This window comes from Deinococcus sp. HSC-46F16 (genome assembly GCF_024171495.1).
Classification (GTDB): Bacteria; Deinococcota; Deinococci; order Deinococcales; family Deinococcaceae; genus Deinococcus.
This window is the reverse complement of sequence record NZ_JALJZW010000002.1, coordinates 204,024-220,396: the sequence shown is the minus strand read 5'-3', so window position 1 is coordinate 220,396 and position 16,373 is coordinate 204,024. Positions and strand designations below refer to the sequence as shown.

Annotated in this window: 18 protein-coding genes; 12 read left to right on the top strand and 6 right to left on the bottom strand. The window is 68.4% G+C overall.

The annotated features are described in order from the left end of the window. Positions 1-201 precede the first annotated feature (201 nt). The 11 genes from L1280_RS06430 (at position 202) to L1280_RS06380 (ending at position 10,784) form a co-directional block, all read left to right on the top strand. On the top strand, positions 202-594 hold the full coding sequence (locus L1280_RS06430) for a P-II family nitrogen regulator (protein ID WP_253581276.1): 393 nt from the start codon (positions 202-204) through the stop codon (positions 592-594). Then, on the top strand, positions 591-1,901 hold the full coding sequence (locus tag L1280_RS06425; RefSeq protein ID WP_253581275.1) for an ammonium transporter: 1,311 nt from the start codon (positions 591-593) through the stop codon (positions 1,899-1,901). Before L1280_RS06430 ends, L1280_RS06425 begins: the two co-directional genes overlap by 4 nt. 282 nt (positions 1,902-2,183) lie before the next feature. Beyond that, positions 2,184-2,480, top strand: coding sequence for a V-type ATPase subunit subunit G family protein (locus L1280_RS06420; protein ID WP_253581274.1), 297 nt, complete (start codon positions 2,184-2,186; stop codon positions 2,478-2,480). After that, positions 2,477-4,540 carry a V-type ATP synthase subunit I gene (locus tag L1280_RS06415; RefSeq protein WP_253581273.1) on the top strand — a complete coding sequence of 688 codons (2,064 nt, stop codon included), beginning with the start codon at positions 2,477-2,479 and terminating at the stop codon, positions 4,538-4,540. Before L1280_RS06420 ends, L1280_RS06415 begins: the two co-directional genes overlap by 4 nt. Positions 4,541-4,558: 18 nt before the next feature. Continuing rightward, positions 4,559-4,858, top strand: a complete 300-nt coding sequence (locus L1280_RS06410) for a V-type ATP synthase subunit K (protein ID WP_253581272.1) — start codon at positions 4,559-4,561, stop codon at positions 4,856-4,858. A 1-nt stretch (position 4,859) separates the two neighbouring features. Then, complete coding sequence (locus L1280_RS06405) at positions 4,860-5,420, top strand: V-type ATP synthase subunit E (protein ID WP_253581271.1); 561 nt, start codon at positions 4,860-4,862, stop codon at positions 5,418-5,420. Between the two features lie 14 nt (positions 5,421-5,434). Next, entirely contained in the window at positions 5,435-6,418 is a 984-nt protein-coding gene (locus tag L1280_RS06400; protein WP_253581270.1) for a V-type ATPase subunit, read from the top strand. Beyond that, entirely contained in the window at positions 6,415-6,759 is a 345-nt protein-coding gene (locus L1280_RS06395; RefSeq protein ID WP_256488067.1) for a V-type ATP synthase subunit F, read from the top strand. Before L1280_RS06400 ends, L1280_RS06395 begins: the two co-directional genes overlap by 4 nt. Positions 6,760-6,848: 89 nt before the next feature. Then, the gene (locus L1280_RS06390) at positions 6,849-8,609 is read left to right on the top strand and encodes a V-type ATP synthase subunit A (RefSeq protein WP_253581269.1); all 1,761 of its coding nucleotides are present in this window, start codon (positions 6,849-6,851) and stop codon (positions 8,607-8,609) included. Next, positions 8,606-10,015: a V-type ATP synthase subunit B gene (locus tag L1280_RS06385; protein WP_253581268.1), complete on the top strand. Its 1,410-nt coding sequence runs from the start codon at positions 8,606-8,608 to the stop codon at positions 10,013-10,015. The genes L1280_RS06390 and L1280_RS06385 overlap by 4 nt, the downstream gene beginning before the upstream one ends. A gap of 94 nt (positions 10,016-10,109) precedes the next feature. Continuing rightward, positions 10,110-10,784 (top strand): V-type ATP synthase subunit D, encoded by a 675-nt coding sequence (locus tag L1280_RS06380; RefSeq protein ID WP_253581267.1) that lies wholly within the window; start codon positions 10,110-10,112, stop codon positions 10,782-10,784. Between the two features lie 42 nt (positions 10,785-10,826). Here the strand turns inward: L1280_RS06380 and L1280_RS06375 are convergent, their stop codons facing one another. The 3 genes from L1280_RS06375 to L1280_RS06365 are packed head-to-tail and all read right to left on the bottom strand — an operon-like array spanning position 10,827 to position 13,103. Next, positions 10,827-11,384, bottom strand: coding sequence for a phosphohydrolase (locus L1280_RS06375; RefSeq protein WP_253581266.1), 558 nt, complete (start codon positions 11,382-11,384; stop codon positions 10,827-10,829). A 1-nt stretch (position 11,385) separates the two neighbouring features. Beyond that, positions 11,386-12,357 (bottom strand): NAD(P)H-dependent glycerol-3-phosphate dehydrogenase, encoded by a 972-nt coding sequence (locus L1280_RS06370; protein ID WP_253581265.1) that lies wholly within the window; start codon positions 12,355-12,357, stop codon positions 11,386-11,388. After that, positions 12,348-13,103 (bottom strand): class I SAM-dependent methyltransferase, encoded by a 756-nt coding sequence (locus tag L1280_RS06365; RefSeq protein WP_253581264.1) that lies wholly within the window; start codon positions 13,101-13,103, stop codon positions 12,348-12,350. The genes L1280_RS06370 and L1280_RS06365 overlap by 10 nt, the downstream gene beginning before the upstream one ends. Positions 13,104-13,280: 177 nt before the next feature. On the opposite strand from L1280_RS06365, the gene L1280_RS06360 reads away from it, so the two are divergent. Then, entirely contained in the window at positions 13,281-13,754 is a 474-nt protein-coding gene (locus L1280_RS06360; RefSeq protein ID WP_253581263.1) for a hypothetical protein, read from the top strand. A gap of 54 nt (positions 13,755-13,808) precedes the next feature. Here the strand turns inward: L1280_RS06360 and L1280_RS06355 are convergent, their stop codons facing one another. From L1280_RS06355 to L1280_RS06345, 3 genes are all read right to left on the bottom strand, one after another. Next, the gene (locus L1280_RS06355; RefSeq protein ID WP_253581262.1) at positions 13,809-14,375 is read right to left on the bottom strand and encodes a DUF1802 family protein; all 567 of its coding nucleotides are present in this window, start codon (positions 14,373-14,375) and stop codon (positions 13,809-13,811) included. Then, entirely contained in the window at positions 14,372-15,784 is a 1,413-nt protein-coding gene (locus L1280_RS06350) for an O-antigen ligase family protein (protein WP_253581261.1), read from the bottom strand. The genes L1280_RS06355 and L1280_RS06350 overlap by 4 nt, the downstream gene beginning before the upstream one ends. A 147-nt stretch (positions 15,785-15,931) precedes the next feature. After that, a complete protein-coding gene (locus L1280_RS06345) occupies positions 15,932-16,309 on the bottom strand; it encodes a type II secretion system protein (protein WP_253581260.1) in 378 nt (125 codons plus the stop codon). Positions 16,310-16,373 lie beyond the last annotated feature (64 nt).

The following is a 16,373-nucleotide window of genomic DNA, read 5'->3' as shown; positions in this document are numbered from 1 at the left end:
CGGTCTGCAATCTGTTCAACTGTTTGGTGACGTTTCGCTCCGATGGTCGGACCTTTGGAAGAATCTAGAGAGATATATGCGACTTGTCCACAAAAGTCTGGACATTTCGCGAGTGGGCTGTTGACGCTGGGCATGCAGGCGCCTACGCTGGGGGCAGGTGGGCAGGCTTCTGGACCCCCTGTGCGCCGACAAGGAGCCAGCATGAAACTGATCACGGCGGTGGTGCGCCCCGAGCGGGTGGGGCAGGTCAAGGAGGCGCTGTTTCGGGCGGGGATCAGTGGGCTGACGCTGAGCCGCGTGTCCGGTCACGGCGGCGAGCAGGAGATCGTCGAGCACTACCGGGGCACCCAGGTGATGATCGAATTCCGCGAGAAGGTCGAGTTCCGCATGGCGGTCAGCGACACCTTCGCGGAGGCGGCCATCCGCGCGATTTGCGAAGGCGCCCGCACCGGGGAGGTCGGTGACGGCAAGATCTTCGTGCAGCCGCTGGAGCGCGTGGTCCGTATCCGCACGGGCGAGGAGGACACGGCCGCGCTCACCCCCGTCACCGAGCGCCAGCTCACGCCGGTTCCGGCGTCCGGGAGGGTCGGATGAATGGGGCCGCGCTCCTGCGGGCCTTTGTGCTCCTGCTGCTGACCGGCAGCGCCCTGGCCGCACCCCCCGCCCCGGCGCCCGACTCCGGCGACACGGCCTGGATGCTGATTGCCACCGCGCTGGTGCTGCTGATGACCCCCGCCCTGGCCCTGTTCTACGGGGGCCTGACCCGCGCTCCCAGCGTGCTGAACACCATGATGATGAGCGTCGTGTCTCTCGGGCTGGTGCTCGTGCTGTGGACGCTGACCGGGTACACCCTGGCGTTCGGGGAGGGCGGGGGAGCGCTGATCGGGGGCCTGGGGCACCTGGGGCTGGAGGGCCTGACCGGGACCCTGACCGGCACCGTGCCGTCCCCCGTCTTCGCGGCTTTTCAGGGGACGTTCGCGGTCATCGCGCTGGCGCTGATCAGTGGGGCGGTTGTCGAGCGAATGCGGTTTGGGGCCTTTCTGCTGTTCGGTGGGCTGTGGAGCCTGCTGGTCTACGCCCCGCTGGCCCACTGGGTCTGGAGCGCCGACGGCTGGCTGTTCCGGCTGGGGGCGCTGGATTTCGCGGGCGGCACCGTCATTCATATCGCGGCGGGAGTCAGTGCCCTCGTCGCGGCCTGGGCCGTGGGTCCACGGCTGGGCTACCCACAGGCGGCGCACGTGCCGCACAACGTCCCCTTCGTACTGCTGGGCGCGGGGCTGCTGTGGTTCGGCTGGGTGGGCTTCAATGCGGGCAGCGCCCTGGCGGCGGGCCACACGGCCGCGCTGGCGCTGTTGACCACGCTGGTCGCGCCCGCCGCCGCGCTGCTGACCTGGCTGGGCTGGGAGGCGGCCCGCAGCGGCAAACCCACCGCCGTGGGCGGCGCGACCGGGCTGGTCGTCGGGCTGGTGGCGATCACGCCCGCCTGCGCGTTCGTGACGCCCTGGGCCGCGCTGTTGATTGGGGGGCTAGGTGCGACCGCCAGCTTCTGGGCAGTGCAGGCCAAGCGCCGCCTGTGGGCCGACGATGCCCTGGACGTGTTCGCCTGTCACGGGGTCGCGGGCATCGTGGGGGCACTGCTCACCGGGGCGCTGGCCTGGACGACCGGCAGCGGGCAGGCCGTGGGGCCGCAACTGCTCGTGCAGGGGGCCAGCGTTGCGGCCAGCGTCGCCCTGAGCGGGCTGGGCACCCTGCTGCTGCTGCGGCTGGTCGGGCACCTGACGCCCCTGCGCGTCTCCCCGCGCCAGGAGGTCGGCGGCATGGACCTCAGCGCCCACAGCGAGCAGGGGTACCGTGAGCCCGACGGCCGCCTGGGTTCCCCAGTGGTGCTGGGCGGCGATTGAGCCCCGGCCACCTTTCCCGGTGGTGGGATCGCGGCCTGCTCCCCGGCGTGGGGACAGGCCGCACCTGAGTCGGCCCCCCGGCGGGACGCTTGCCCTCCGGGGGCAGAATGAAGCCTGTGTTAGGATGGGCCGCGAGTCTGACAGCGTATTGACCTACAGTCGGGCCACCAACCGCAGCTCAGGACCCCCCTCGGAACCCGCCCTGACGGACGGGGCTTTCGCACGGGTGGACTGGGTGACGATAGGGAAAGGAGGAGGGAGTTGGACGTCTCAAGTCGAGTCTTGAGTGAACTGGCCAGCCGCGAGGCAGCCCTGGACGCGCAGATCGAAGCGGCCCGCGAGGAAGCGCGGCGCGAGGTCGAAGCGGCCGAGGCCCAGGCGGCCCGCATCCTGGCGGACGCGCAGGCCCGCGCGGCGCAGATGCAGGCGCAGCACGATCAGGAGCTGAGCAGTGAGGCCGAGCGCATCCGCACGGATGCCCGTGCCCGCGCCGAGGCCGAAGCGCAGGCCACCCGCGAGCGGGCGAGCGCCCGCGTGCAGCAGGCCGCCGAACTGATCCTGAGGGCGGTGCTGCCGTGATCAACCCCATGCAGCAGGTCGTGATCGCCACCCGCCGGCGCGGCAGCGAGGCGGTCATCACGGCGCTGCAAGACGCCGGGGTGCTGCACCTCAAGCCCATCACCGGGGGGCCGCTCTCCACCGGCTCGCTCGCCGGGGGGGACGCGCAGTCGCGCCGGGACGACGAGCGGCTGCTCGCCCGCGCCGAGAGCACCATCGCCGAACTCGGGGCCTACCGCCCCGCCCCCGCCCCCCTGCCCCCGCAGGAGGACTGGGAGCGCGTGGTCGAGGAAGCCGCCGGGCCGGTCTCGGCGCTCGCCCGCCAGCGGCAGGAGCTTCAGGCCGACCTCGACGCCGAGGCCTCCTACGGGGACGCGGTGCGGACCCTCGCCCGGCTCTCCGGGGGGGTCGACCGCAGCCGCCGCCTGACGGTGGTGCCCTTCCTGCTTCAGCCCAACGACAGCCTCGCGGACCTGGAAGCGGCCCTGCAGGGCACGCTCAAAGACCGCTACGCGCTCGCCACCGACGCGGCCGGGTCCAACCGGGTCGGCTTGATCGCCGTCTTGCGCGGGGACCGGGACGCGGCCCGCGCGGCGCTGTCGCGCGTGCGGCTCGGGGAACTGCGGCTGCCGGGGCGCTTCGACAGCATGAGCCTGTCGGACGCGGCCGCCGCCTTCGAGCAGGTGCGGGGCCAGGGTGCAGAACGCCAGCGCCTGCTCGGCGAGGAGCGTGAGGCGCTGGCCCGCACCCACGGCCCGGTGCTGTACGCCGTGCGCGATGCCCTCAAAGACCGGGTCGCCATTCACGACGTGCGGGCCGTGTCCGCGCGGGGCAAGTACAGCCTGGCGATGCAGGGGTACGTCCCGGCCGACCGGGTGCCCGCGCTGACGGCCGCACTGGGCCGCTTCGGGGACGCGGTCGCCTACGAACTGCACCCCGTCGACGAGCACCACGACCTCTCGGTGCCCGTGCAGCTCAAGAACAACAGCTACGTCCGGCCCTTCCAGGTCGTGATGGGGCTGATGAGCCTGCCCCGCTACGGCACCTTCGATCCCACCTGGGTGATCGCGCTGTTCTTCCCGCTGTTTTTCGGCATCATCATCGCCGACATCGGGTACGGACTGCTGTTCTTGCTCTTCGGCCTGTGGCTGCTGGGCAAGGCGCGGCGGAACGAGGGCTGGGACCTCAGCTTCTTCGGGGCCTACGTGCCGCCCGCGACCCTGCGCGACCTCGGCTTCGTCACGAACGTGATGGCGGCCTGGAGCATCCTGTGGGGCTTTCTCACGGGCGAGTTCTTCGGCACCCTGCTGGAGCACCTGCACGTCTTCTACCTCAACCCCGAGCTGCTCAACAGCCTCTGGAGCTGGACGGGCATTCGCTACCCGGCCGAGGAAGCGCATCACTCCGGCCTGATTCCGATTCTCTTTCCGCGCCTGGAGACAGGCTACTTTTCCAACGTCGCGCTGGTCTTCGCGCTGCTGTTCGGCATCCTGCAAGTGCTGTGGGGCTGGGGCATCCGCGTGCAGCAGGGCCTCAAGCACCGCGACCCCGTGCACGTCTGGGAGGGCCTCGCCCTGTTCGGCGGCGTGGGCGCCCTGATCCTGATGGCCTTTGCCACCCGCGCGGGCAAGGACTTCGGGGAGTTCACCAACTTCGCCAACCCCCTCATCCTGCTGATGTACGTCGGCTTCGCCCTGTTCGTGGTGGGCTGGCTGCGCGTGATCAAGCACTACCCGCTGCTGCCCATCGAACTGCTGTCGCAGGGCGGCGCGGTCGTGAGCTACGCCCGTATCTTCGCGGTCGGGCTGGTCTCGGCCATTCTGGCCAAGCTCTGCACCGACGTGGGCTGGAGCCTGTACGAGAACATCGGTTTCCTCGGCATTCTCATCGGCATCCTGCTGGGCGCCCTGCTGCACTTTTTCGTCCTGGCGCTCACTTTGATCGGTCACATCATCCAGCCGCTGCGTCTGCACATGGTCGAGTTTCTCAACCCGACCGGCTTCAACGCCGAGACCAGCCCGGCCTACAACCCCCTTCGCCGCCTCAGCGCCGCTGGCACGGTCAGCGGGCAGGGCAAATAACTTTCAGGAGTGTCTGCCATGACCAAGTACAACAAGATCGTCCTCGCGTCCCTCGTTCTCGCCCTCGCCAGCACCGGTCTGGCGCAGGAGGCTGGCGCGGCGGGCGACGAAACCTACCGCGGCCTGCGGGCGCTGGGCGCCGGTCTGGCGCTGGGCCTCGGCGCGGTCGGCACCGGCATCGCGCAGGCCCGCATCGGGTCTTCGCTGGTCGGCGCCGTCGCCGAGGACCCCAGCAAGGCGGGCAGCCTGCTGCTGTACTTCCTGATTCCCGAAACGCTCGTCATCTTCGGCTTCCTCGCGCTGTTCATCCTGAACTGATATGGCCCTCGACAAGCTTCTCGAAAACGAGGCGCAGTTGGAGATCGAGCGCATCCGCGCCGAGGCCCGTGACCGTGCCGCGCAGATCCTGGCGCAGGCCCAGGAACGCGCTCAGGCGCTCGTCGAGAGCCGCGCCCGGCTGCTGGACACCCAGCGTCAGGCCGGGCTGGTCCGTGCCCGCTCGGCGGCCGACCTCGAACTCAACGCCGCGCGGCTGACCGCCGGTGAGCAGGGCCTCTCGCAGGTGTACGCGCTCGTGGAGTCGCAGCTCGGCGACATCGCCCGGCTGCCCGAGTACCGCGAGATCCTGGCCCGGCTGCTCGCCCAGGCCCGCGACGCGATTCCCGACGCCGAGGCGGTGGAAGTCAGCCCGCAGGACCTGGCCGTGGCCCAGGGCCTCGTCAGCGATCTGCCGGTGCGGGAGAACCCGGCCATTTCCGGTGGGGTGCGGGTTGTGGCCCGCGGCGGCAAGAGCGGGATCACCAACACGCTGCCGGGCCGCCTGGAACGGGTCCGCGCGGAACTCGCGCCGCAGGTCAGCCGCCTGCTCGCCGGGGAATAAGGACCCTTTTTCCCATGCCCGACGACTACGCTTACATCAACACGCGCGTCCGCGTGATGCGGACCAAACTGCTCGACGGGCGCGCCCTTGACTCGGCGCTCGCGGCGGGCAGCTACCAGGAGTTCCTGCGCGTGCTCTCCGAAACCGAGTTCGCCCCCGACCTGCGCGAGGCGACCGCCGAGGGCGCGGGCCTGCCCGAACTCGACCGGGCGCTGTCGCAGAACCTGTTCCGGGCCACCCAGCGGGTGCTGGGCTTCGCGGACGGGCAGGCGCGGCGCGAGATCGAAGTCCTGCTGATGAAGTGGGACCTCGCCAACCTCAAGACCATCGCCCGTGGGCTGGTCGGCGGGCGCGGCAGCCAGGCCATCCTGGAGGGGCTGATTCCCGGCGGGACCCTGCGTCCGGCGGCCCTTCAGACGGCGGCGCAGAGCAGCGACCTCGCCAGCGCGGCGGCGGCCATCGCCGTGACCGGGCACCCGCTCGCGCGGGCCTTCCGGGCGGCGGCGACGGCCTACGCGGGGAGCGGGCGGCTGCTCGACCTCGAAGTCGCGCTTGACCAGGGGTACTACCGCCACACCCTGGCGGTGGCCCGCGAGCTCAGCCTGCGCCGCTACCTCAGCCGCGAGATCGACGTGACCAACGCCCTGATTGCCCGCACCGCGCGGGCACAGGGGGTTCCCCTCGACCCCACCCTCTTCGTGCCGGGCGGCAGCCTCGACGCGGGCGGCTTCGCGCGGCTCGCGGGTGGGGACGCGTCTGGAAGCGCGGACATTGCGGCCATTCTGGACGCCCCCAGCCTTGAGGACGCCGAGGTCGCGGCCCGCAGCCTGCTGGACCGCTCCGCCCGCAGCGTGGCGGTCTCGGACGTGGACGGCGTGGGGATCATCCTCGATTTCCTGCGGCGCAAGGAGATCGAGATCGCCAAGCTCCGGCTGATCGGGCGCGGCAAGTTCTACAACCTGCCCACCGAGCAGATTCGCCGGGAGGTGACCGCATGACCCAGGCGACCAATACCCAGCGGGTGGCGGTGCTCACCGACGCCGAAACCGCGACGGGCTACCGGCTCGCCGGGGCCGAGGTGATCGAGACCACGCCCGGCGAGGCGGTCTCGGCCCTCGAGCGCCTGATCGTGGAGGGACGCTACGGCCTCGTGGCCGTGGACACCGGCCTGGTGCCCGATCCGGCCACGGCGACCGCGCGGGTGATGCGCGGGCGCGACCTGCCCATCTTGCTGCCCATTCCCAGCCTGCGCGACGCCTTTGCCGCCGACACGGTGGACGCCAAGGCGTATATGGGCAAGCTGGTGCGGGACACCATCGGGTTCGATATCAAACTGTGAAGTCGTCGGGGAGTCGGGAGGTCGAGAAGTCTAGAATTCCTCTCGACCCTTCGACTTCTCGACCCCTCGACCTCTCCGAAGGAGACCAAATGACGCAGACCAAGCAGGGCGTCGTGCAGAACATCGCCGGACCGGCCGTGATTGCCGGGGGCATGTACGGCGCGAAGATGTACGACATCGTGCGCGTGGGCAAGGAGCGCCTCGTAGGCGAGATCATTCGCCTCGACGGGGACACCGCCTTCGTGCAGGTGTACGAGGACACCTCGGGCCTGACCGTGGGCGAGCCCGTGGAGACCACCGGCCTGCCCCTCTCGGTGGAGCTGGGGCCGGGGATGCTCAACGGCATCTACGACGGCATCCAGCGCCCCCTCGACAAGATCCGCGAGGCGTCGGGCGACTTTATCGCGCGCGGCATCGAGGTCTCGTCCCTCAACCGCACGCAGCGCTGGGCCTTTACCCCCACGGTGCAGGCCGGGGACACCGTGGCCGGCAGCTCCATCCTGGGGACGGTGCCCGAGTTTTCCTTCACCCACAAGATCCTGACGCCCCCCGAGGTGCAGGGCCGCCTGCGCTGGGTCGCCGATGCGGGTGAATACACCATCGACGACACCATCGCGGAACTGGAAGACGGCACCCGGCTGCGCATGGCGCACTACTGGCCGGTGCGCGCGCCGCGTCCCGTGGCCCGCAAGCTCGACCCCAGCCTCCCGTTCCTCACGGGCATGCGCATCCTCGACGTGCTGTTTCCGCTGGTGATGGGCGGCGCGGCGGCGATTCCCGGTCCCTTCGGCTCGGGCAAGACCGTGACCCAGCAGTCGGTCGCCAAGTACGGCAACGCCGACATCGTGGTCTACGTGGGCTGCGGCGAGCGCGGCAACGAGATGACCGACGTGCTGGTCGAGTTCCCGGAACTGGAAGACCCCAAGACCGGCGGACCGCTGATGCACCGCACCATCCTGATTGCCAACACCTCCAACATGCCGGTGGCGGCGCGTGAAGCCTCGGTGTACACCGGCATCACGCTGGCCGAGTACTTCCGCGACCAGGGTTACTCGGTGTCCCTGATGGCCGACTCGACCTCCCGCTGGGCCGAGGCGCTGCGCGAAATCTCCTCCCGCCTGGAAGAAATGCCCGCCGAAGAAGGCTACCCGCCCTACTTGGGGGCCAAGCTCGCCGCGTTCTATGAGCGTGCGGGGGCGGTCAAGACCCTGGCCGGGGAGGACGGCGCGGTCAGCGTGATCGGCGCCGTGAGCCCGGCCGGTGGCGACATGTCCGAGCCCGTCACCCAGGCGACCCTGCGCATCACCGGCGCCTTCTGGCGTCTGGACGCGGGTCTGGCCCGCCGCCGCCACTTCCCGGCGATCAACTGGAACGGCAGCTACAGCCTCTTCACGCCCATCCTCGACTCGTGGTACCGCGAGAACGTGGGGCAGGACTTCCCCGAACTGCGCCAGCGCATCGGCAACATTCTCCAGCAGGAAGCCTCCTTGCAGGAAGTCGTGCAGCTCGTCGGTCCCGACGCGCTTCAGGACCAGGAGCGCCTCGTGATCGAGGCCGGGCGCATGCTGCGGCAGGACTTCCTGCAGCAAAACGGCTTCGACCCGGTGGACGCCTCGGCCTCCATGCCCAAGAACTACGGCCTGATGAAGATGATGCTGAAGTTCTACGACGAGGCAGAAGCCGCGCTCCGCAATGGTGCCACCATCGACGAGATCATCCAGAACCCCGTCATCGAGAAGCTGTCGCGTGCCCGCTACGTCGCCGAGGGTGAATTCATGGCGTACGGCGAGGGCGTGATGGACGAACTCGACGTGACCTTCAAGAACGCTGCCAAGGGAGTGACCGCGTGACCCTCCTGAAAAAGGAATACAACGACGTCGCCTATATTTCCGGGCCGCTGCTGTTCGTGAACGCGGCCAGTGACCTCGCCTACGGGGCCATCGTGGACATCCGCGACGGCTCGGGCCGCACCCGCGGCGGGCAGGTCATTTCGGTCTCCGAGCAGAACGCCGTCATTCAGGTGTTCGAGGAGACCCGTGGCCTGGACCTCGCCACCGCCTCGGTGAGCCTCGTCGAGGACGTGGCGCGACTGGGCGTGAGCAAGGAAATGATCGGCCGCCGCTTCGACGGCCTGGGCCGCCCCATCGACGGGCTGCCGCAGGTGGTCGCGGAAAAGCGGCTGGACATCAACGGCCAGCCCATGAACCCCGCTGCCCGCGCCAAGCCCGAGGAGTTCATTCAGACCGGGATCAGCACCATCGACGTGAACACGTCGCTGATTCGCGGGCAGAAGCTCCCGATCTTCTCCGGCTCGGGTCTGCCGCACAACGAACTTGCCGCCCAGATCGCCCGTCAGGCGAAGGTGCCGGGGCACGAGGGCGACTTCGCGGTGGTGTTCGCCGCGATGGGCCTGACCCAGCGTGAGGTCAGCTTCTTCACCCAGGAATTCGAGCGTACCGGGGCGCTGGCCCGTTCGGTGCTGTTCCTCAACCGCGCGGACGACCCCGCCGTCGAGCGGCTGCTGACCCCGCGCATGGCGCTCACGACCGCCGAGTACCTCGCCTTCGAGCACGGCTACCACGTGCTGGTGATCTTGACCGACCTCACGAACTACTGCGAGGCGCTGCGCGAGATCGGCGGCGCCCGCGAGGAGATTCCCGGTCGGCGCGGTTTCCCCGGCTACATGTACACCGACCTCGCGTCGCTCTACGAGCGGGCGGGCGTGGTGGACGGCAAGCCCGGCTCGGTGACCCAGATCCCGATTCTCTCCATGCCCGACGACGACATCACGCACCCCATCCCCGACCTGACCGGCTACATCACCGAAGGGCAGATCGTGGTGGACCGTGGCCTGAACGCCAAGGGCATCTTCCCGCCCATCAACCCGCTGCCGTCGCTGTCGCGTCTCCAGGGCAACGGCATCGGCAAGGGCAAGACCCGCGCCGACCACAAGAACGTCTCCGACCAGCTCTTCGCGGCCTACGCGAACGGCCTCGACCTGCGCAAGCTCGTGGCGATCACGGGTGAGGACGCGCTGACCGAGACCGACAAGCTGTACCTGCGCTTTGCCGACGACTTTGAGAACTACTTCATCGGCCAGGGCGGGCAGGACCGTTCCATCGAGGACTCGCTGACCGTGGCCTGGGGCATCCTCTCCAAGCTGCCCCAGAGCCAGCTCACCCGCTTGTCGCGCGACTCCATCGACAAGTTCTACGGCACCAAGGTCGACGAGATGTGGCGGGGCAACCGGATCTAACAGTCCGTGGGGAGTGGTAAGTTGGCAGTGGGAAGGGCCTTTTCCACTCCCCTTTCACCACTTCCCACTCACCCACCGACGAAGGAGGTGAATTATGGCAGGACAGATCAGCCCCACCCGCTCGGCCCTGCTCGCGAGCAAGGCCAGCCTCAAGACGGCCAGCGGCGGCGCGGACCTGCTCAAGCGCAAGCGTGACGCCCTGATCGGCGAATTCTTCGCGCTCGTCCGGGACGCACTCGCGGCGCGTGAGCAGCTCGCGGGCGTCAGCAAGGGCGCCTATACCAGCCTCTTCGGCGCCAAGGCCTGGGACAGCCCCGAAGCGGTCGAGAGCCTCAGCCTCGCCGGAACCGGCGACTACGCGATCGACATGCAGATCGAGAGCATCTACGGGGTGAAGGTGCCGCGCATCAACATCCCGGAGCGGCAGCAGCAGGTCAACTTCAGCCCGATCAACGTCGGCGCCCGCACCATCCAGGCGGCGACCGACTTCGGCGGGGTGCTCGAAGCCATCGTGAAGGTGGCCGCGACGGAAACCAAGCTGCGGCGCATCGGCGAGGAGATCAAGAAGACCTCCCGCCGCGTGAACGCGCTGGAACAGGTCGTGATTCCCGGCATTCAGGACGACATCCGCTTCATTCGCGGCGTGCTCGACCAGCGCGAGCGCGAGGAGAGCTTCCGCCTGAAGAAGATCAAGGCCAAGCTCGAGCGCGAGAAGGAAGAGGCCGACCAGGCCCCCCAGGGCGGCCAGCACGGCAGCGCCGCCGACTGAGCGCCCCCAGCCCAAGACCGCCTCCCACCGGGGGCGGTTTTTCTATTCCAGCTCGCGCAGGACGTGCCGGAGATTGGCCCCCGCTTGCGCCTCCAGTCCCGCGAATTCCGGCGCCGTGTAAATGCGGTCGCGGTCCAGAAAGCTGCGCAGGACCTGCGCCCGCCCCATCCGGTAAGCCTTCTCGGGAACGAAGCTGTACTCCTGCCGGATGGCCCGGTCGTAGGCGGCGAAGGTGGCCGGGTCTGCGCCCAGGATGCTCAGGTCGGCATCGACCAGAAGCGCCCCCGCCCGTGTAGACGGTGGGTCGGTATGCCGGGTGGCGAGAATGAGTGCCCGGACCTCCGGGATCAGGTCCATGTCCGCACCCTGCGCCGCCAGCCACTCCCCGAAGACGGCGGCACTCCGCGCCTCGTTGTCCCCGGCTCTAGGGTCGTAGATCAGGTCGTGGCCCCAGACCGCGAGGGCGAGGGTGGGGGTCAGCACCCCCCGCGACGCGAGGGCGTCCAGCACCGCCTGAATATGCTGAGCCGTGTGGTAGGTCCGCCCCGGCTCGGCATAGAAGGGCCGGGCGAAGGCTTCTGCCCGCTCCAGCAGGGTCACTTCAGCCCTCCAGCTCCGGCTTGGCATCCCGCTCCATCAGGCTGGCGATGCCCTCGGCGGGGGACCACTCGCCGGACGTGACCCGCGCGACCGCCCGCACGATGGGGAGGTCGTGGCCGTGAGCGGTGGCCCAGGCTTCGAGCAGACCCGCCGTCCGCAGGCCCTCCACGACCTTGCCCCCCTGCGCCGGGTTCTCCCCCCGCGCGATGGCCTCGCCCGCCGCGCGGTTGCGGCTGTGGCGACTGGTGGCGGTGGCGACCAGATCCCCCAGCCCGCTCAGGCCGTAGGCGGTGTCCTCGTGCGCCCCCTGCGAGACGAGGTAACGGCTCATCTCGCGCAGGCCACGGGTGATCAGGGCGGCCTTGGCATTGTCGCCCAGCCGCAGCCCGTCGCCCATTCCGGCGGCGAGGGCGATCACGTTCTTCAGCACGCCGCCGAGTTCCACGCCCACCTCGTCGCGGCTGGTGTAGACGCGCAGGGCGGGGGAGACCAGGGCCGCCTGCACTGCGCGGGCCAGGTCGGCATCGTCGCTCGCCACCACCGTCGCGGCGGGCAGGCCCCGGCCCACCTCCTCGGCGTGGTTGGGGCCGCTGAGGACCGCCACCCGCCCGAATCCCAGCTCCCGCGCGAGGTGAGTCAGCCGCCCGCCGTCCGGTCCCAGGCCCTTGGCGCACAGCACCACGCCGAGGCGGCGGGGCAGCTCGGCCAGCAACTCGGGCACGCCCACGCTGGGGACGACCACCAGCGCGAAGTCGGCCTCTGACACCGCCGCCTCCAGATCGGAGGTGACGCCCACCGCGTCCGGCAGGGTCACGCCGGGCAGGTATTCGCGGTTCTCGCGGACCTCCGCGAGTCGGGCGGCGAAGTCGGGGCGCCGCGCCCACAGGGTCGCCTGCCCCCCGGCGCGGGGCACCGCCACCGCCAGGGCGGTGCCCCAGCCCCCCGCCCCCAGGACCGGAACGTTCAGGCCCATGCGAACACCCACACGCGCGGCGTCTCCGGGGTCGGCAGGGCGTAGTCGGGATACTCGACGATCTCCCACCGTTCGAAGCCCGCCGCCCGCAGCAGCGGTTCTAGGTCGGCCGGGTCATAGCCACGCTCGCGGTGCGTCTCGGTGAACTCCTCCCAGCCGCCCTGGCCGTTCTCCACCCGGCAAAAGGCCTGCACGATGCCGAGATCCGTCTCCGGGTCGTGGTGGTGCGACCAGTGGTAATGCACCTCTCGGCCGTCGGGGGTGGCTGCCAGCCCCTCCACCGCCCCCCCCTCCCACAGCTCGCGCACGCCGAGGCGGGTGTTCAGGTCGCAGGCGAGCAGGCCGCCCGGCCGCAGGTGCGCCCGCGCCCGCCCCAGCGCTGCCCCGAGGGCCTCCGGCGTGAGCAGGTTGTTCAGGCTGTCGAACACGCAGCTCACGAGGTCGAAGGTGTATCCCAGGTCAAAGGTCCGCAGGTCGCCTACGGTCAGCTCGACCTCGCTGGGCAAGCGCTCGCGGGCCACCGCCAGCATCTCGGCGCTGCCGTCCAGCCCGGTCACCGTCCATCCCGCCCGGTGCAACTCGCGCGTGAAGCCCCCGGTGCCGCAGGCGAGGTCAAGGGCCGCACTCCCCTCCAGGCCGCCGTCGCGGGCGTAAGTCAGGACGAAATCCGCCCAGTGGTCGTACTCCACGTCGGCCATAATTGCGTCGTAGACGGCGGCGAGAGCGGTAAAGGGCCGGTGCTGCATGGGGGTCACTCTAGCAGCGTGGCTGGGCACCTCAAGACCCAGTCAGGTAACCGCCCACTTTCGCCCCAAGAATGAGTCTCCGGTGAGTCGGCCGGGAAGGGTAGCCCCGTAGCCCGGAGCGGTGGCGGCGGGTACGGTGGGGACGTTTCCGCAGTTCATCTCCCAGGAGGTTTCACCATGCAAAAGATGCTGATTGTCGCCGCCCTCGGCACCCTGGCCCTTTCCTCGTGCAGCATTTTCGGCACCCGCAGCGCCGCCGTGTCGGGCCAGCTTAAGGGCTTCAGCGCCAACCAGAACCTCGGCCTCGCGGTCGTGGGCTACAACAATGGTCAGTACACCAATGACAGCACTCAGGTGCAGGTCATCGACAAGTTCCTGACCGGGGGCTACACCCTGACTCTGCCGCGCGACGTGCCCTACGGGACCTACCGCGTGATCGTCTTCCGCGACGCCAACAACGACGGCCGCTACACGGCGGGCGAGCCGGTGCTTAGCCGCGACAACGGCAAGGTGCTGGTCTACTCGCAGCGCGACAACGCCCTCTTTGCCGGGTCCACGGTGGGCTGGAACATCTACAACACTGCCAACCGTGAGGTTCAGACGACCGTGCTGAACAACTACGACCTCGAAGCGGTGGCCGCTGGGCAGTAAGCGGCACGGCAAAAGAGAAGGGGGAGGCTTGCGGGCCTCCCTCTCCTCTTTGCGTCACGCCCCGTGCGCCTTCAGGCGGGCCTCTATCTCCGTCTGGAGCCGCTCCAGCTCCGTCTCAGGCAACGCCGAGGCCCCGGCCTCGCCCTCCACATCGCCCAGCGGCACCCAGCTCACGCAGCCTAGCATCTCGGGCGTCTCGTCCAGCACCAGCGGCACCCGCAGCGGGCGCACCCGCAGCAGCAGCGCGTGGACCCAGGGCCGATTCCGGTAGTGAAAGCGGCGTTCGATGGCCCCCGCCGTCAGCGCCTGATACGGCTCCAGCGCGAGCGCGGCCTCCAGCGACTCGACCCGGTGGACGGCCACGACCTCCGCCAGCGCGGGCAACACGATCTGGCCGGGGCTCGGGTCTTCGCGCAGCCGCCCGGCGAACTCGGGCCGCAGTTCTGCTGGATTCTGGTGCAGGAAGGTGGGGTAGAGGAGGAAACGGCGGTGCTCGGCCTCGAAGCCGTCGTGCGTCTCCATGATGCCGCCCTTGCGAATCAGGAGGGCCGCCTGCCCGGCGACGAGGGCCTGACACTGGGTGTCCCATTCCTTGAGGGCGGTGTGGGGGGTAGGGGTCATGGGGAGAGGGTAGAAGGTTCAGGCTCAGCGGTCCACTGCGCTTCTTGCGATGCGGACATGGCCCGCCCAGCCGCACCTCTAGAAGCGAAAGCCAGCAAAACGCACGCCAGGGGCGTCACCGCGATCGTCGTAAACCAGAGCAGGAGGTAGACGAAATACAGGGTCACGGCCAGCAACAGCATCTTTTCCTGAAATCGCCCCCAGACCAAAATCTGTCGCACGATCAATCCCAGGGCCGATGCCAGCAGAAGCAGGCCCACGAGGCCATTGCTGTAAATCTCTTCTAGCACGACATTGTGCGGTTTCACGATGTCGAAGAACTGCATCCTCAGCGCTTGCTTGGGTCGGTCATTGTGGACGACGACATGGAGGCTACCGAATCGCCGGAGGGATTCTTCAGGCTTCAAGTTGACCAGTGGTCCTATGAATGTCCGGTACTCTGCCGGGGTGAACACGTCGTAGAAGCGATGTTGCAGGGTTTCTAGACCCCAGCCTTGCAGCGGACGCTCCTTAATCAAACGCCAGCTTGCCTTATAGATGGCCAGGCGCCCAGCCGCGCTTCCCCGGTAGGCTTCCTGATCAAGGTCGATTTTCGAGTTCAGCCGTCCCGCTACGCCCCGTTCGTACAGCTCCGCGTTGAGACTTTGCATCACGCCTGTCGAAGTCCACGCCACCACGATGCAGGTCGCGGCCAGCAGCATGGGCCGAGCCGCTGCGCGGCCTCTGGGCGCGTCAGGGGAGAGGAGCTGGTAGGCCGCGACAGCCAGATGCATCGCCACATAGGTGAAGAGAACAGCCTTGCTGTGGACACTGCCGACACCGAGTGCGATGAGTCCGTGCCAGGCCAGGCTCCACGCGGGAGACGCTTTCTTCAGGAGGTAGGGCAGGGGAGCCAGCAGGAGCCAGAGGCCCGCGACCCACCCGGAGTTGCCGATGGTAGAGATCGGGAAGCTGCTTGCCCCTATGTCGAGGCTACGGCCCTGCCACGCAAACCACGGGCTGCCCAGAACGGGGCTGAAGCCCAGCATCTCCAGAACACAGATAGCAGCCATCACGGCAGAGAAGCCGAACAGAATCCACAGCCACCGGGTTTCCCCCACAGCGTCACGGCCGTCACGCCAACCCAGAGACGCGAGGAGCAGGGTAAGGACGTAGAGCGATGTGGTGACGTAGCCACCATTCCAGTTCACCCAACCCAGCAGGGTGTAGGCAGGCTGCGACGACAAAACGGTGTTGGTGAGCATGGTCCAGCCCAAATAGGCGACCAGCAGATAGATGGCCCACCGGGGCAACGAGCTTTTGAGCTGCTGTCGGTAGAAGACAGCGGTCAACCCGGCAAACAGCACACCACTCCCCAGAAGGATGAGCTTTGGGTACTGGAAAAGCCATTCCCGATCTGTGGTGGGCACTGAGACGAGGGATGCTATTACAATAATCGTGACCCAGTAGCTGTGCCTTGTTATGAACATGGTGTCCTATAACCTCTGATAGAAAAGCAAAAGCTGAAACGAACAGAGGACCCGCTGTGAAGGCGGGTCCTAAAGGCGAAGGAGAGATTACTTAGCAGCGGTAAAGGTTTTGTTGGCAGCAGAACCGCCGTTGTAAGCAACAGTGGTGGAAAATTGCGAAGCGCTGTTAGCACAACTCACAGTAGTGATGGGGGCTGGAGCGTTGACTGTGGCAGTCTCACTGCCAGAGGTGACAGTGACAACCGTACCGGACTGGGTACATCCAGTCGTGCCGCCACCCGTGTTGCTCGTCTCCATCGCGGCCATCGCGTTCAGGACCTGACGGCCCACGGAAGCGGCCGCCGCGTCGTTGGCCTTGCTGCGAGCGCCGAGCAGGCTGGGGATCAGTACCGCCGCAAGGATGCCGATGATGGCGATCACGATCAGCAGCTCGATGAGGGTAAAGCCTTGGGTTCCGTTCTTCATGGTGTCTCCTCGGGTGGCCGTCGGGATAAGGAATCGGGAGAAGGTCCCTCGGGCCGGAAAATGC

What these genes read in the sequence shown, in the direction of transcription:
- L1280_RS06430 (WP_253581276.1), top strand. Translation starts at nt 202, where the DNA reads ATGAAACTGATCACGGCGGTGGTGCGCCCCGAGCGGGTGGGGCAGGTC.
- L1280_RS06425 (WP_253581275.1), top strand. Translation starts at nt 591, where the DNA reads ATGAATGGGGCCGCGCTCCTGCGGGCCTTTGTGCTCCTGCTGCTGACC.
- L1280_RS06410 (WP_253581272.1), top strand. Translation starts at nt 4,559, where the DNA reads ATGACCAAGTACAACAAGATCGTCCTCGCGTCCCTCGTTCTCGCCCTC.
- L1280_RS06405 (WP_253581271.1), top strand. Translation starts at nt 4,860, where the DNA reads ATGGCCCTCGACAAGCTTCTCGAAAACGAGGCGCAGTTGGAGATCGAG.
- L1280_RS06400 (WP_253581270.1), top strand. Translation starts at nt 5,435, where the DNA reads ATGCCCGACGACTACGCTTACATCAACACGCGCGTCCGCGTGATGCGG.
- L1280_RS06395 (WP_256488067.1), top strand. Translation starts at nt 6,415, where the DNA reads ATGACCCAGGCGACCAATACCCAGCGGGTGGCGGTGCTCACCGACGCC.
- L1280_RS06390 (WP_253581269.1), top strand. Translation starts at nt 6,849, where the DNA reads ATGACGCAGACCAAGCAGGGCGTCGTGCAGAACATCGCCGGACCGGCC.
- L1280_RS06380 (WP_253581267.1), top strand. Translation starts at nt 10,110, where the DNA reads ATGGCAGGACAGATCAGCCCCACCCGCTCGGCCCTGCTCGCGAGCAAG.
- L1280_RS06370 (WP_253581265.1), bottom strand. Translation starts at nt 12,357, where the DNA reads ATGGGCCTGAACGTTCCGGTCCTGGGGGCGGGGGGCTGGGGCACCGCC.
- L1280_RS06365 (WP_253581264.1), bottom strand. Translation starts at nt 13,103, where the DNA reads ATGCAGCACCGGCCCTTTACCGCTCTCGCCGCCGTCTACGACGCAATT.
- L1280_RS06360 (WP_253581263.1), top strand. Translation starts at nt 13,281, where the DNA reads ATGCAAAAGATGCTGATTGTCGCCGCCCTCGGCACCCTGGCCCTTTCC.
- L1280_RS06355 (WP_253581262.1), bottom strand. Translation starts at nt 14,375, where the DNA reads ATGACCCCTACCCCCCACACCGCCCTCAAGGAATGGGACACCCAGTGT.
- L1280_RS06345 (WP_253581260.1), bottom strand. Translation starts at nt 16,309, where the DNA reads ATGAAGAACGGAACCCAAGGCTTTACCCTCATCGAGCTGCTGATCGTG.